Source organism: Flavobacterium crocinum, assembly GCF_003122385.1.
Taxonomy (GTDB): domain Bacteria; phylum Bacteroidota; class Bacteroidia; order Flavobacteriales; family Flavobacteriaceae; genus Flavobacterium; species Flavobacterium crocinum.
Genome location: NZ_CP029255.1, coordinates 5,762,171 through 5,777,454 on the forward strand (window position 1 = coordinate 5,762,171; position 15,284 = coordinate 5,777,454).

The following is a 15,284-nucleotide window of genomic DNA, read 5'->3' on the forward strand; positions in this document are numbered from 1 at the left end:
TTAGAAACCTAACAGGTTTTAAAAACCTGTTAGGTTTAGTTTATAGGTAATTAAGCCAATATCTTTTCAATGGCACTCAATTCATCATGCGTAAATTCCGTATTCTGCAAACAATCAATATTATTACACAATTGTTTTACAGAACTCGCTCCAATTAAAACCGATGTAATTCGTTTGTCTTTTTGCAGCCAAGCTAGAGCCATTTGCGCCAAAGACTGATTTCTGTTTTGAGCAATTTCATTCAGCTGAATTAATTTTTGAATTCTTTCCTGAGTAACCTCATCTTCTTTCAAATGTCCGTTTGGATTATGCGCTCTGGAATTTTCTGGAATTCCGTTTAGATATTTATCCGTCAAAAGTCCTTGTGCCAAAGGAGAAAAAGCAATGCAACCTACTCCCTTTTCTTCCAAAACATCTAATAAACCATCTTCAACCCAACGTTGTAACATAGAATATTTTGCTTGGTGAATCAAACATGGCGTTCCCAATTGTTTTAAAACATCAACAGCAACTCTAGTTTGTTCCGCAGAATAATTACTGATTCCAACGTATAAAGCTTTTCCGCTTCTTACGGCATAATCCAAAGCCATCATAGTTTCCTCAATTGGTGTTTCAGGATCTGGACGATGTGAATAAAAAATATCCACGTAATCAACTTTCATTCGTTTCAAACTCTGATCTAAACTTGAAAGCAAATATTTTCTTGAACCCCAATCTCCATATGGCCCATCCCACATGGTGTAACCGGCTTTGGTAGAAATAATAATTTCATCACGTAAATTTCCCTGAAAATTATGCCAAAGAATTTTCCCAAAATTAGTCTCCGCAGAACCTGGAACCGGCCCATAATTATTAGCTAAATCATAATGAGTAATGCCTTTATCAAAAGCTTCTACCGCAATACTTTCGGCATTTTCAAAATTATCTACCGAACCGAAATTATGCCATAATCCTAAAGAAATTTCCGGAAGCAGCAAACCGCTTTTCCCACATCTGTTATATTTCATTATTTTATTTTAAAGTTGGAGTTTTAATAGGTTTTAAAAATACAAAAAACTCCCGCAGATTTTGCTGATTTAGAAGATAAAAAATCTGCTGAATCTGCTAAATCTGCGAGAGAAAAAAGTTTGCACAATTAATCTCGCAAAGACGCAGAGTCGCAACGTTTTTTTTGAATAGCCCCTAGCTTAAGCTAGGGGAATAAGAATTGAATAAGAAAAGGCTTTAGCCAAACTTGTAGTTCGGCTAAAGCCTATCGATTGCGTTTATATTTTCATCCAGCTAAAGCTGGACGCTATTGAAACTTATTTTTAAAAAAAACTTAGCGCCTTCGCGCCTTCGCGGCAAAACCCCTTTTAGTCTTTAATTTCAAAGCCACCCAGCAAACCTTTATCAGAGCTTCCTCCAACCATGATTTTAAAAGTTCCCGGCTCTACTAAATAATTTCCTTCGTTATCATAAAAACCTAATTCTTTATCCGTTAAAGTAAAGTTTACTTTTTTAGTTTCTCCTTTTTTCAGATTAACCAATTCAAAACCTTTCAATTCTTTTATCGGACGAATGATGCTTGCATATTCATCATGAATGTATAATTGTACTACTTCTTTTCCGTCATAATTCCCTGTATTAGTAACCTCAACACTAACCTGAACTTTTTCTCCTTTTGCAAAAGAAGTCTTATTTACTTTCAGGTTTTTATAATCAAAAGAGGTGTAACTCAAACCAAAACCAAACGGAAACTGAGGCGTTTTCTCCACATCCATATAATGTGACCAGAAAACATTTTTATCGCTGTCAATTGGTCTTCCTGTACTGTATTTATTGTAATAAATTGGCACCTGACCTACATTTCTCGGAAACGACATTGGCAATTTCCCGCTCGGATTATAATCTCCGTATAAAACCTGCGCAATCGCATTTCCTGCCTGAGTTCCCAAATGCCAAGCCTCTACAATTGCTGGAACATTTTCTGCCGCCCAAGGAATACTCAACGGACGGCCATTATTTAAAACCAAAACTACATTTGGATTTACTTTATAAATTTCTTCTAATAATTCCTGCTGTAATCCTGGTAAATTCAAATCCGTACGGCTTCTTCCCTCACCGCTTTGGAAACCATATTCACCTAAAACCATAACGACAACATCGGCATTTTTAGCAGCTGTTTTTGCAGCTTCAAATCCGCTTTTGTCTGTGGTATTGAAAACCGTTTCCGTTAAAAAAGTTGCTTTTTGTTTTAATAAATCTGCTCCTTTTTCAAAAGTCAATTGATTGTCTTTATACTGTTGCATTCCTTCTAAAACCGAAACCGCAGTATCATCAGAAGCCGCAATTCTCCAGCTTCCCAACGGACTGTTTTTATCATTTGCCAGTGCTCCAATCAAAGCGATTTTCTGCCCGGATTTCTTCAGAGGAAGTACATTCTTTTCATTTTTTAATAAGACAATAGATTTCTTCGCCATATCTAAAACGCCTTCGTTATTAGCTTTACTTCCAACAACTTCTTTTTCGCGTTTTTCATCACAATATCTGTAAGGATCATCAAATAATCCTAACTCAAATTTCACTCTTAAAATTCTGCGAACAGCATCATCAACCAAAGATTCTTTTACTTTTCCAGTTTTTACCAAATCAACCAATTTTGCCACATATAAATACGATTCCATATCCATATCAGAACCTGCAATAACCGCTTTTGCAGTTGCATCTGCTTCGTCTTTTGCATAACCGTGAGCAATCATTTCGCGAATCGAAGCATAATCAGAAATCACAAATCCGTCAAACTTCCATTTTCCTTTCAAAATATCTCTTTGCAAAAAGGCATTTCCGGTTGCAGGAACACCATTCAAAGTATTAAACGAATTCATAAACGTACGAACTCCAGCATCAACCGTAGCTTTAAAAGGAGGCAAAACCGAATTGTACAATTTAGAATTACTGATATCCACAATATTATATTCCAATCCAGCTTCAACATAACCATACGCCGCAAAATGTTTCGCACAAGCGGCAATCGTATTTACTTTAGCCAAATCGGCAACCGTTTCTCCCTGAAAACCTTTAACTCTGGCATAACCCACTTTACTTCCCAAATACGGATCTTCTCCCGCGCCTTCCATCACTCGTCCCCAACGGGCATCATTTGCTACATCGACATTTGGACCAAAAGTCCAGTTAATTCCGGATGCAGAAGCTTCATCTGCAGCAATCGCCGCCGATTTCTTAATCGCTTCCAAATCCCAACTCGCCGCTTCAGCCAGCGGAATCGGACTTAACGTTTTATAACCATGTATTACGTCAAAACCAATAATTAACGGAATTCCCAAACGCGTTTCTTCCACCGCAATTTTCTGTACGGCACGAACTTCTTTCACTCCGCGAACCGTCAGCATTGAGCCAACTAAGCCTTTTCTTAAATGTTCGTATTTTAATTCGGCTGATCCGCCTTTTGGTGCTGGTCCCGTAACATCCCAAAAACCGTTATATTGGTTCATCTGCCCTACTTTTTCCTCCAATGTCATTAACGGCAAAAGCAAATCGATACGCTGCTCAACAGTTTTATTCTTATCCAGATACGGCTTTTTTTGTGCATTCATATTTCCAATCGTAAAAAGGGAAAAGACCCCAATAAATATTATTTTTTTATTTTTCATATGTGTGGTTTAGTTAGTTCTTTTTAAGTTACTAAGGTTCTAAGATGCTGAGATCCTCAGTTTCTTTTTTTGGGCGTGGTTTCGCCGCGGCGAATCGGGCTATGCGCTTCAAGTCATCGCACTTCCCTCGTCAGGCTGTGGGCTTTCCACTTCTATCCCTCACGCAAATCGTTTTCAAAAGACACAATCTTGTCATTTCGACTGAACGGAGAAATGACAAACTTAACTTTGCATGACTTCGACTTCGCTCCGTCTGTCAAAAAATCTAAAATCTACATTCTAAAATCTAAATTTTAAAATTCCGTCGTAAAACAAGAAGCGGGCAAATTCGCTTTATTAAACAAATCCGATTGCGTTGTGTTTCCCCATGCAAATCTCACTTTTGCCGGAGAAGCCACTTTTTTACTTGTCAAAATCACTTCGTTATTTTTAATTGAAGCTTTAGCAGGATAGAAAATTCCATCTGCTCCCGCAACTTCAAACTGATTCGATTTTTTGTCTTTAAAATACAATCCGTCTCCGTAGTCAAAAGAAACGGTTACTTTGTTTTTATCTGTTTTAATGGATTTGAAGAGCGGTCCATTAACTAAATTAGAATTTATTTTATAGGTTTCAGCCAAAGCTAAATTCGCCAAACGAATTCCAACCGATTTCTTATTCTTTGGATGAATATCAATCGTATCCGAAATATCACTGATAACGACCATTCCCGTTTTCGAAACTTCTTTCAATAACTTTCTCTGCGAATCTCTAACCGTGACATTGGAAAAATTATTACTTCCTGTTTTAAAAGGTGCAATCTGAACATAATAAAACGGAAAATCGTCTTTCCATTCTTTTCTCCACGAAGTAATTAGTGCTCCTAAAGTTTTATCATAAACCAAAGAACCTACATTTGATTCTCCCTGATACCAAAGCGTTCCCGCGATTTTAAATCCGATAAGTGGATAAATCATCGCATTGTAAGCACGCCCGGGTTGTCTTGGTCCGTATTCTTGTTCGTTGAGTTTTTTAGCGTTTTCTAATAAAACAGGATCGTTATTAACAACTTCTGATGACATCCAGATTTCTGCAGGAGTTCCGCCCCAGTTGGAAGAAATTAATCCGATGGGAACATTCTTTAAATCCTCGCGAAGACGTTTCGCAAAAAAGTAACCAACTGCACTAAAATATTTCATGGTTTCAGGAGTCGATTCCACCCAATTTCCCAGTAAATTATGCTGCGGATTTTCGGCTGTTAATTTCGGAACAGTAAAAAATCGGATATTTGGATTTGTGGCATTTTTAGCTTCTTCTTCTCCATTATCGATTCCCCAACTTGCTGACATTTCCATATTCGATTGTCCGGAACAAAGCCAAACTTCTCCAATCAAAATGTTTTTTAAAACCACTTCATTGTAGCCTTTTATAGAAATCGTAAAAGGTCCTCCCGCTTCAGGCGTTTTAATCGTTAATTCCCATTTTGCCTGATTATTGGCAACCGTTTTATATTCCTGATTATTCCAGCTCGAAACCAGTTTGATTTCTTCTTTTGGATTTGCCCAACCCCAAATTTTCACTTCAGAGTTGCGCTGTAAAACCATATTATCACTAAAAATATTCGGAAGCGAAACATTTGCCATCATACTACTGGAAATCAATAAAAAGAAAACAAACTTATAGATATTATTTTTCATTTAGCAGTTTCTTTAAAAATGGTGCATATTCATTTGCCAAAACCTTATGATCTGCCACATCCGGATGTCCAGAACATCCGTTTGGTGTCATCGGTTTAAATTTGAAAATCTGAATTGGTTTATGTGCTATATCATTCGCGAAAGCATTTTTAACTTTATCCAGACAATCTTCAAAAACTAGCGCTCTGTCTCCGCCAACCATCGGGCTGTTTGTAATCACAATCTGCACATTTGGATTGTGTTTATAAAGCATTTTTATAAAATCAATATAATTGGAAACATATTTTTCCGGATTAAAAGTAAGACGTTCTTTTTTACCATCTCCGCCAGAAAAATCATTTGTTCCCAATGCAATGCTGATAATATTCGGCTGAAAAGCAAAATCGTATTTAGGTTTCGAATTGTCTTTTGTTAAATATAAATTTGGATAAACATCTGGCATTATGGCTTCATCTTTATGTTCATCATTCCAATTTCTATACATTCCGATTCCGGAAACACAGCTCATCAAATAATCAACACCTATTGCTCTTGAAAGTGTTGGCCCATAAGCATAATAACTGTTATGATGATCCATATATTCGCCTTTATCACAAGGAACGTCTGACGGATCACTCGCGGCACCACAAGTAATAGAATCGCCTATGAATTCAATTTTCTTTTTCTTTTTAAATGCAATCGGAATCAGTTTTGCAGTTGTTCCCGCAAATAAAACATTTCCGCTTTGGGCTTCTGTATTTTTATAGATTTCTAATTGATGTTCTTTTTTGTTGGAAGTCACTTTTACTGGAAAAGATTGTACAGCTCCTTTTTCAACTTTAATCTTTCCAATATATTTTCCATCCAAAACCAGTTGAACATAATTATGATGTTCATAAGCATCAACGCTTTGAAGTGAAATTGAACATTCATTTCCCGTAAAATTAAAAGCAACCGAAGAAGCTGTTCCGATTAAAATGACCTGATCATTCTGAAGTTTATCAACCCTGCCTTGGTATAAGAAAATTTTAGTAGCATTTTGAGTTTGAGCATTCGAAAAGGCTGAAATCAGCAAAAACAAAATTAAAACGGCTATTTTTTTTGGAAACATAATTTATTTGTTAAATCTAAATACGATTCACAAATATATTTGAAATGAATTACACCGAAAGATACTAAAATGTCAAAATGCAATAAAAAAACACCACATAAACACATCATTTGAGGGCTAAATGGTGCACATTCGTACTTTTTAGGGTGTTGTTGTTCTTTTTAAGATAAAATAACGGTTTATCTTTAGCGTTTCAATTTATATAAAACTAAAAAATGAGATCGCACTTATTATTATTTCTTCTGCCTGTTATTTTACTTTCTTCTTTCTCACCAAAAAAGAAAAAACCTCACCAATTAATTCAAAACACTAAAATTCAGAGTGAAATAAATCGCGATTCTATTATTGCTTATGCCAAACAATATTTAGGAACTCCTTATCTATATGCGAGCAGTAATCCGAAAAAAGGATTTGATTGCTCCGGATTTGTGAGTTATGTTTTCAGTAATTTTGGAGTAACTCTTCCAAGAAGTTCCGGCGGTTATAAAAATTTAGGCACAGCTTTAAAACCGGAAGAATTTAAAGTCGGCGATGTTTTAGTTTTTTATGGATATAAAAACAGAAATATTGTGGGTCATGTCGGCATCATCTGCGAAGCCAACGGGATGCAGTCCAAATTTATTCATGCTTCTTCAGGAAAAGCACAGCAAGTTACTATAACAGCACTTGATACAGAACATTATACCAAACGTTTTTATAAATGTGTTGATGTTTTGTCTAAATAGTTTTTTTTGTTAGCCACAAATTACACGAATTTCCACGAATTATTTTTTATAGACAATACTTGTAAAAATTTAATTCGTGGAAATTCGTGTAATTTGTGGCAACCTTAAACTTTTATTCTTCAGTCAATAATTTCAAAAGACTTTCATCTCTTTGGTAAATATCTTTATAGAAATTTAGATTGCCTTCACGATCTACCCAAGCCGTAAAATAGCCAATATAAACAGGAACTTTTTTTTTCAACGTATACCAGCTTTCTTTTCCGGCATGCATGGCTTTGTCAATTCTGGCAGAATTCCAAGCCGGATCTGGTTTTAATAATTCGATTGCCAATTCTCTTGGTTTTGCTACACGTACGCAACCATGGCTGAATGCCCTGCTTTCTCTTTCGAATAAACTTTTTGAAGGCGTATCATGCAGATAAATATTACTTGAATTTGGAAATAAAAACTTAACCAATCCCAATGAATTATTTTTCCCAGGAAGCTGACGAACTGAACCGTTATTCCATTCTAAGTTTTTCTTTTGCAAATAATTTTTATCTCTGGCCATTCCCGGCTTTATTTCCGATTTTATAATGCTCGGCGGAACATTCCAATACGGACTAAAAACGATATTACTCATCATCCCACTGAAAACAACTGTTTTTGTCATGGCTTTTCCCACCACAACTGCAGATGTAAAAGCAATTTTTCCGTCTTCAATGATATAGAGTTTAAACTCAGGAATATTTACTTCAATGTATTTCTGCCCTTTTTCCAATTCAGGATCAATCCAGCGGCAGCGTTCCATATTGGCAATAATCGTTTTGATTCTTTCCGAAACCGGAATATTTAAGTCTGTAATATGTTCTTTTAAAATACTATTTTTCGGTGCATAGCCATGACGCAATTCATAGTTTTTCATGGCTTTCATTAAAACTGTATCGCAAACCGCACTTTTAGTATCTTCCTCAAGATCTTTAGTTACAAAAAGCCTTTCCCTGATTTGAGCAATCACATTGGATGAATCACCTACTTTCAGACTTTTATAATCTTCTCCGGTTTCAATTGTTTTCCAACCTCCTTTTTTCTCTATTTCACGATATTCTTTCAGCGCATCACGAAGTTTGTAATACTGGCTGAACATCTTTTTTTTCTTATCGTCCTGAATGGTTGATTTTTTAAAGATAGAATCGGAAAGCACTTGGTAATTTAGTTTTTTACGAGGCAAAAGCCATTCTAAAGAAACGACTGTTTTTTCGTCAAAACCACCCACTTTTTCGCCGTAATAGTAATACAAATTAGAAAGCAGTAAATCGGTATCTTCTTTTGAAAGTTTGGTGCTGGCATTATTCTCAAAAACGGAACTCAGCTGTTCATTATAAGGAAAATTAGCTTTTAAACCTTCCTGATCCAGATTTTTGTATTGATTGAATAAGGTGTTACCAAATTCAACAACACCTTTATTATCCTGCCACAATTGAGTGGATTTATTTTTTTGATACAAGGAAGTCACATCTGTTTTAAATTTTGCCAGTTTTGGATAACTTTCATAAAACTTTGCAATACGGAGAGCATCAATTGTAAGCTTTAATTCCGGGATCTTTTCAACTTTATTTATTGCATTTTCTTCTTTCTTATCTGCTTTCGAATTACACGAAAAAACAATTAGAAAAACAACTGCTATTAAAGGCGTATACCAAATTTTCATAAGTAGGAATTTTTATTAAAAGTAAAAAAAATTCTATTAAATCAAAATCTCATTTTTAGAAACAAAAAAAGCTCCGGACAAATTACTTGCCCGGAGCTTATCCATATAACCAACCTAATAAAAATTAAATAACAGTACCTTTTAAAGTAAGGATTTTTGGAGTCGTTTCAGCACTTGTCGTAACTGTAACAGTTTTGGAAAAAGTTCCTTTGTTTGCTGCATTATAGGTAGCAGTAATTTTTCCGGATTTACCAGCCTGAATTGGTTCTTTTGTGTAATCTGTTGCAGTACAACCGCAAGATCCCTGAACATTTGTAATTACTACAGCTGTTTTTCCAGTATTTTTAAATTCGTAAACAATCGCTTTTGGAGTTCCTTGTGGAATTTGTCCAACATCAATTGTTTCTGCTTTCCAAACAATTGTAGAAGCTGTAGTTTCTGAAATTGCAGTTTCTGAAACTAAAGATTTTACCGGAGCAATTGCCGAAAAAGACATTAGGCCTAAAGCCAAAGCTAACATCGAAATTTTGATCATTTTCATAACGGATATATTTAAAATGGTTTATAGTTCATTTTGATATTACAAAGTTAATTCAGACAAAACCGAATCGCTGTTAACCGCTTTCAAATGTTTGTTAATGACTTGTTAATCGCCTATTTTCAGGCTAAAATTCATTAATATTACACTCTCAAAATCCCATATTCTTGAAAATTAATAAACTCAACAGCATCATTCTCTTAGGTTTGGTAGCCATCATTAGTATTTTGGTGGCACAATTGCTTTGGACAAAAGAGGCTTTTACGATTGAACAGAAAAAACTGAGTCAAAAGGCACATATTGCTTTACTGGAGGTGGCTAAAAAATTGTACGAAGGAACCAATCATGAATTACCTGCTCAGAATCCGGTTCAGAAAATTTCGAATGACTATTATATCGTAAATGTTGATAATGAATTTGAACCCGAAATTTTAGAGTTTTACCTGAAAACGGAATTCAAAAAAATGAACATCACGACCGATTTCGAATATGCCATGTACAATTGTCAAAGCGATGAAATGATTTATGGCGATTATATTTCGCTTTCGAAGAAAAAAGCAGAATGCAAAAAGACCGTTTATTTCCCGAAACACAAAAATCTTGTTTATTATTTTGCCGTTCGTTTCCCCAATGAAACTACTTATTTGTTTAGTTCCATGCGATTCTGGTTTATTCTCTCTACGGCATTAATCTTAATCTTGCTTATTTATGTTTATTCTATTTTTAAACTTTTACAGCAAAAAAAATATTCCGAATTACAGCGTGATTTTATCAATAATATGACGCATGAATTTAAAACGCCTTTGGCTTCCATTCTTATTGCTTCAAAGTATCTGATCGAACAAAAACCAATTAAAGAAGACAAAAAACTTTTTACCTATACTGATATTATCATCAATCAGGGAAATAAACTGAATAGTCATATCGAAAAGATTTTAAATATTGCCAAATCAGATTATACACCTTTGGAACTTAAAAAAGAAAGTATTCTCATTGTTCCAATAATTGAAGAAGCTATCGAAAATATCAAGCTGAAATATCCTGAAGCTTCTCTTTCTATTGAAACGGAATCAACACAATATTTAATCGAAACAGATGCTTTTCATTTTGGCAATCTGGTCTATAATTTACTGGACAATGCGGTGAAATATTGCAATGAAAAACCTGAAATCAAAATTAAAATCACAGAAGAAAACAATTGTTTAAAACTAGAGTTTAATGATAATGGAATTGGGATTAATCCTAAAAAAATATCTTTTATCTTTGATAAGTTTTACCGGGTTCAGAACGAAAAAAGCAATGAAGTAAACGGATTTGGTCTTGGTTTGTATTATGTAAAAGAGATCTGCAGTCTTCAGAGCTGGAAAATAAAAGCCGAAAATAATCCTGAGAAGGGTGTTACCATAACTTTATCTATTCCTTATAAAAAATGAGAAACTTCAAAATACTTTATGCCGAAGACGATGAAACTCTTGCGTTTTTAACCAAAGATAATTTGGAGCAAAACAATTATGATGTAACACATTGTTCTGACGGAAAATCAGCTTTGAAAATTTTTGAAGAGGAAGAATTTGATATTTGCATTTTTGATATTATGATGCCGAAAATGGACGGTTTTGATTTGGCTGAAGCGGTTCGAAAAATTGATGTTGACGTTCCTATTATTTTCCTTTCGGCAAAAACTCTGAAAGAAGACCGAATTAAAGGTTTACGTCTTGGAGCCGATGATTATTTGGTAAAACCTTTTAGTATTGAAGAATTATTATTGAAAATTGAAATTTTCTTAAAGCGCTCTCAGAAAAATATTCCAGCTGTAAAAACCATCTATGAAGTTGGAAAATATCAGTTTGACACCAAAAATTTTATTCTTTTTAATGAGGAAGAAAAAGTCGGACTTACACAACGTGAAGCCGAATTATTGAAGTTATTTTTAGATCATAAAAATTCTGTTTTAAAACGCGAACAAATCTTAACCTCTTTATGGGGAACAGATGATTATTTTATGGGAAGAAGTCTGGACGTTTTTATTTCGCGTCTACGTAAAATCCTGGCAAATGAAGATGGAATTTCGATAGAAAACCTGCACGGAATTGGGTTTAGGTTTTCTATTGGGTAAAACATTACAATTAATTCCAGACAAAGTAAGCACAAAGATCTGTCATTCCGACGAACGAGGAATCTCCGCGACAATATTCCAAAGGTATTCCAATCTTTAGCGAGCTACTTATGAAGATTCCTCGTTCCTCGGAATGACATACTAGACTTGAGAGACTGTAAATAAACATACAGTAACCACAAAGATTTGTCATTCCGACGAAGGAGGAATCTCCGCGACAATATTCCGCAAAGGTATTCCAATCTTTGGCGAGTTACTTGCGGAGATTCCTCGTTCCTCGAAATGACATACTAGATTTTTAACGGTTTGTCTTCAATTAATAATCCAAAAATTAATCAGGATTCATGGTTTTAATTAAAGCTATTTTCTTTTCTCTTCTCCAACCTTTAATTTCCTTTTCTTTTGCAATTGCTTCCTGAATCCAGGTAAATTTTTCATAATATAATAGAAACTCTACATTATATTTTGAAGCAAAAGTTTTATTTCCACCCAAAATATTCTCTTTATGTTTCAATAATCTATTTTTTAAATTATTAGTAACTCCAACATAAAAAACAGATTTTGCTTTATTTGTCAAAATATAAATGAAATAAGTATGAAAACCTTCTTGTAAATACATAAATTTAAATAATAACAATTCTGCTAAAAATAAAGAAAAATCTGTAAATACATTTTCGAAAAACTTTGTATTTTTAATATCTAATTTTCTTGGATATGAAATTACATCATTTGCGAAATGCCACTTTGGTGATTGAAACAGAAAAGCATGTCATTTTAGTTGACCCAATGTTAGGCAAAAGAAAAACAATTCCTCCTTTTACAATTTTCAGATACAAACCCAAACGAAATCCGCTCGTGGCACTGCCTAAAAACAGTCGCGATATTTTAAGTCGAGTAACACATTGTTTAATTACGCATTTACATCCCGATCATATTGATAAAGCAGGTGAAGTATTTTTGAGAAGAAAAAGTGTTCCGGTAATTTGTAGCGCAAAAGATGAAAAAGCACTTGTCCAGCGTGGACTGAGTGTAATTCAAACTCTAGAATATTGGGAACCACAACTATTTTTGGATGGAAAAATCACTGGAGTTCCCGCCATTCATGGTTATGGTTTTGTGGCAAAACTTATGGGTAATGTAATAGGTTTTCATATAGAACTTGCAAATGAAAAATCTATTTATATCAGTTCTGATACCATTTTTACAGAACATGTAGAAAAAGTTTTGACAGAGTTAAAACCCGATATTGCTATTGTAGCTTGTGGAACTGCAAGATTAGATTTTGGACAGCCTTTATTAATGCGAATGGATGATATTTTAAAATTCACCAAATTAGCTCCTGGAAAAGTCTTTGCTAATCATTTAGAGGCTTTAAATCATTGTCCAACAACTCGTTTACAATTAAAAAACGCCCTTTCGGATAATGGCCTTTTAGGAAAAACTGTTGTTCCAAATGATGGTGAATGTGTTGAATATTAATTAAAGTACTAATAATCCAAACTCCCGTAAAGTATTTACAGGTTTTGAATACCAAAATAATTCAAAATCTTCTAAAGAGTCTTGCGCTTCAAAATCATTTTTTACTTCCTGAAAAGTAAAGTTTTTAGCATTTGAAATCGAAATTTTAGAAAGAATCGAAATTAGCCATTCTCCTTCTGCTTTACTGGTCTGAACATCGAAACTTTCTTTTTTATCATGAAAAGTAAGCGACATCATTTCCCAACTTCTTCCTTTTTTTGATTTTGTGAAAATTTCTGCAGAAGGTTTTCCGCCAAGCCAGACTACTTTTGCATTTGGTTTTGTATTGAAATCGTTTTGTTCTTCTAAAGCATTAAAGATAAAATCAGGATGAATTTTGGTTTTCGGAATTTTAAAATCGAACCATTCCTGCAATTCATAATCGAAACAGATTCCGTGCATGAAATTAAAAAGTGATTTTTTTAAACCAAAGCTAAATTTATCATGATTGATTCCTGTTGCATCGGTATATTCAATGTCATTATTGGCAAAGGCTCCAATAGCTTCTGTTTTCTTAGTTACACCAAATTGTTCCGGATACAATCCAACCGGACTATGTGCAGTCAAAGCAAACTGATGCCAGAATCCAGACTGTAAAACTCCAGCTTCAAACAACTGACGAACCATTTCCAGACTATCAACCGTTTCCTGAATGGTTTGCGTAGGATATCCGTACATTAAATAGGCATGAACCATGATTCCGGCTTCGGTGAAATTTCGGGTCACTTTTGCGACTTGTTCTACCGTAACTCCTTTATCAATTAATTTCAACAATCGATCTGAAGCTACTTCTAAACCGCCTGAAACGGCAATACAGCCAGAAGCTTTTAATAACAAACATAAATCTTTAGAAAAACTTTTTTCGAAGCGAATATTTGTCCACCAGGTTACAGCCAGTTTTCTTTTTAGAATTTCTAGCGCCAGAGCACGCATTAAAGCCGGTGGAGCCGCTTCGTCAACAAAATGGAATCCGTTTTGACCTGTTTTTTCAATTAATTCTTCTATTCGATCGCAAAGCAGACTTGCCACAACGGGTTCGTAAACTTTTATATAATCTAAAGAAATATCACAAAAAGTACATTTTCCCCAATAACAACCGTGTGCCATAGTGAGTTTGTTCCAACGACCATCGCTCCACATTCTGTGCATTGGATTTACAATTTCTATAACCGAAATATATTTATCCAAAGGTAAATCTGAGTAATCCGGAGTACCTACATAAGCTTGTTTATAATCGTGTTTTAAGGAATTATTTTTATAAACTACTTCTCCATTTTCCAACAGAAAAGTTCTTTTATAAGATTTGTAATCTGTATTTTCTAAATTGGCTATTAATTCCTCGATTGGAACTTCGCCATCGTCTAAAGTAATAAAATCAAAAAACTCAAAAACGCGTTTGTCCGAAAGCGAACGTAATTCTGTATTCGGGAAACCGCCACCCATTGAAATCTTAATTTCGGGATGATTTTGTTTTACCCATTGCGCAGAACGAAATGCACTATATAAATTTCCTGGAAACGGAACAGAAATTAAAAACAAAGTTGGTTTTACAGTTTCAATTTTTGCTTTTAAAAGTGAAATTAAAATCGAATCGATATAAGTTGGTTCTTGTTGAAGTGCTTGATATAACTCATCAAAAGAATTAGCGCTTCGACCTAAACGTTCTGCATAACGGCTGAAACCAAAATTCTCATCAACACATTCTACAATAAAATCTGAAATATCTTCGAGATATAAAGTTGCCAAATGTTTGGCTTTATCCTGAGTTCCCATTGTTCCAAAAGCCCAATCCAATTCTTCTAACTGTGCAAAACGAGAAGCTTCCGGAAGAAAATCTTCCTGACAAATCTGGAGAGCCAAAGTTGGATTTTTCCCCTGAAGAAATTGAATTACAGAATCAATTGTTTTAATATATTCGTCCTGTAAAGCAAAAATACGTTTAGAATTATCCGAGATATCGTTTCCAACAACTTCAAACCTGAAACCTGAAACCTGAAACAAATTTTGAAGCCCATTCTTCGAAAACAATTCCAAAATGACATCAATACCCAAATCGGCCTGAACCGATTCGATATTTTTGGTATTCAGAAAACCTTTTATATACGCCGTTGCCGGATACGGTGTATTCAGTTGGGTAAATGGCGGTGTAATTACAAAAAGTTTCGTTTTCAAAAGAGAATTATTTTTTTGCAAAAATACGGGTTATTGGGGACTTTTTCGCATTTCATTTTTTGATTTGAAATTGTAAACATTTAATTACATTTGTCACTATACAAAA

Annotated in this window: 12 protein-coding genes; 4 read left to right on the forward strand and 8 right to left on the reverse strand. The window is 34.5% G+C overall.

What is annotated here, in order from left to right; translation table 11 throughout:
* Window positions 1-50: 50 nt before the first annotated feature.
* The 4 genes from HYN56_RS24425 to HYN56_RS24440 form a co-directional block, all read right to left on the reverse strand.
* Window positions 51-1,007 (reverse strand): aldo/keto reductase, encoded by a 957-nt coding sequence (locus HYN56_RS24425; RefSeq protein WP_109194586.1) that lies wholly within the window; start codon window positions 1,005-1,007, stop codon window positions 51-53.
* Between the two features lie 348 nt (window positions 1,008-1,355).
* Window positions 1,356-3,653 (reverse strand): beta-glucosidase BglX, encoded by a 2,298-nt coding sequence (gene bglX, locus HYN56_RS24430; RefSeq protein WP_109194587.1) that lies wholly within the window; start codon window positions 3,651-3,653, stop codon window positions 1,356-1,358.
* 293 nt (window positions 3,654-3,946) lie between these two features.
* Window positions 3,947-5,329, reverse strand: coding sequence for a sialate O-acetylesterase (locus tag HYN56_RS24435; RefSeq protein ID WP_109194588.1), 1,383 nt, complete (start codon window positions 5,327-5,329; stop codon window positions 3,947-3,949).
* Window positions 5,319-6,419 carry an SGNH/GDSL hydrolase family protein gene (locus HYN56_RS24440; protein ID WP_109194589.1) on the reverse strand — a complete coding sequence of 367 codons (1,101 nt, stop codon included), beginning with the start codon at window positions 6,417-6,419 and terminating at the stop codon, window positions 5,319-5,321. Before HYN56_RS24440 ends, HYN56_RS24435 begins: the two co-directional genes overlap by 11 nt.
* Before the next feature lie 215 nt (window positions 6,420-6,634).
* On the opposite strand from HYN56_RS24440, the gene HYN56_RS24445 reads away from it, so the two are divergent.
* A complete protein-coding gene (locus HYN56_RS24445) occupies window positions 6,635-7,144 on the forward strand; it encodes a C40 family peptidase (RefSeq protein ID WP_109194590.1) in 510 nt (169 codons plus the stop codon).
* 112 nt (window positions 7,145-7,256) lie between these two features.
* Here the strand turns inward: HYN56_RS24445 and HYN56_RS24450 are convergent, their stop codons facing one another.
* The gene (locus HYN56_RS24450; protein ID WP_109194591.1) at window positions 7,257-8,834 is read right to left on the reverse strand and encodes a L,D-transpeptidase family protein; all 1,578 of its coding nucleotides are present in this window, start codon (window positions 8,832-8,834) and stop codon (window positions 7,257-7,259) included.
* 124 nt (window positions 8,835-8,958) lie between these two features.
* Window positions 8,959-9,375 (reverse strand): DUF1573 domain-containing protein, encoded by a 417-nt coding sequence (locus HYN56_RS24455; RefSeq protein ID WP_109194592.1) that lies wholly within the window; start codon window positions 9,373-9,375, stop codon window positions 8,959-8,961.
* Between the two features lie 164 nt (window positions 9,376-9,539).
* Between HYN56_RS24455 and HYN56_RS24460 the strand changes: the two genes are divergently transcribed.
* Together HYN56_RS24460 and HYN56_RS24465 are read left to right on the forward strand one after the other, a co-directional pair.
* Entirely contained in the window at window positions 9,540-10,805 is a 1,266-nt protein-coding gene (locus tag HYN56_RS24460) for a sensor histidine kinase (RefSeq protein WP_109194593.1), read from the forward strand.
* Window positions 10,802-11,488, forward strand: a complete 687-nt coding sequence (locus HYN56_RS24465; protein WP_109194594.1) for a response regulator transcription factor — start codon at window positions 10,802-10,804, stop codon at window positions 11,486-11,488. The genes HYN56_RS24460 and HYN56_RS24465 overlap by 4 nt, the downstream gene beginning before the upstream one ends.
* A 331-nt stretch (window positions 11,489-11,819) precedes the next feature.
* Here HYN56_RS24465 and HYN56_RS24470 read toward each other — a convergent pair whose 3' ends face one another.
* The gene (locus HYN56_RS24470; RefSeq protein WP_109194595.1) at window positions 11,820-12,107 is read right to left on the reverse strand and encodes a GIY-YIG nuclease family protein; all 288 of its coding nucleotides are present in this window, start codon (window positions 12,105-12,107) and stop codon (window positions 11,820-11,822) included.
* A 95-nt stretch (window positions 12,108-12,202) separates the two neighbouring features.
* Here HYN56_RS24470 and HYN56_RS24475 point away from each other — a divergent pair, with 95 nt between their 5' ends.
* Window positions 12,203-12,967 carry an MBL fold metallo-hydrolase gene (locus HYN56_RS24475; RefSeq protein ID WP_109194596.1) on the forward strand — a complete coding sequence of 255 codons (765 nt, stop codon included), beginning with the start codon at window positions 12,203-12,205 and terminating at the stop codon, window positions 12,965-12,967.
* Here the strand turns inward: HYN56_RS24475 and HYN56_RS24480 are convergent, their stop codons facing one another.
* Window positions 12,968-15,178 (reverse strand): B12-binding domain-containing radical SAM protein, encoded by a 2,211-nt coding sequence (locus HYN56_RS24480; RefSeq protein ID WP_109194597.1) that lies wholly within the window; start codon window positions 15,176-15,178, stop codon window positions 12,968-12,970.
* Between the last annotated feature and the right edge of the window lie 106 nt (window positions 15,179-15,284).

Coding starts and splice junctions, on each gene's coding strand:
- HYN56_RS24425 (WP_109194586.1), bottom strand. CDS start 1,007: ATGAAATATAACAGATGTGGGAAAAGCGGTTTGCTGCTTCCGGAAATT.
- bglX (WP_109194587.1), bottom strand. CDS start 3,653: ATGAAAAATAAAAAAATAATATTTATTGGGGTCTTTTCCCTTTTTACG.
- HYN56_RS24435 (WP_109194588.1), bottom strand. CDS start 5,329: ATGAAAAATAATATCTATAAGTTTGTTTTCTTTTTATTGATTTCCAGT.
- HYN56_RS24440 (WP_109194589.1), bottom strand. CDS start 6,419: ATGTTTCCAAAAAAAATAGCCGTTTTAATTTTGTTTTTGCTGATTTCA.
- HYN56_RS24445 (WP_109194590.1), top strand. CDS start 6,635: ATGAGATCGCACTTATTATTATTTCTTCTGCCTGTTATTTTACTTTCT.
- HYN56_RS24450 (WP_109194591.1), bottom strand. CDS start 8,834: ATGAAAATTTGGTATACGCCTTTAATAGCAGTTGTTTTTCTAATTGTT.
- HYN56_RS24455 (WP_109194592.1), bottom strand. CDS start 9,375: ATGAAAATGATCAAAATTTCGATGTTAGCTTTGGCTTTAGGCCTAATG.
- HYN56_RS24465 (WP_109194594.1), top strand. CDS start 10,802: ATGAGAAACTTCAAAATACTTTATGCCGAAGACGATGAAACTCTTGCG.
- HYN56_RS24470 (WP_109194595.1), bottom strand. CDS start 12,107: ATGTATTTACAAGAAGGTTTTCATACTTATTTCATTTATATTTTGACA.
- HYN56_RS24475 (WP_109194596.1), top strand. CDS start 12,203: ATGAAATTACATCATTTGCGAAATGCCACTTTGGTGATTGAAACAGAA.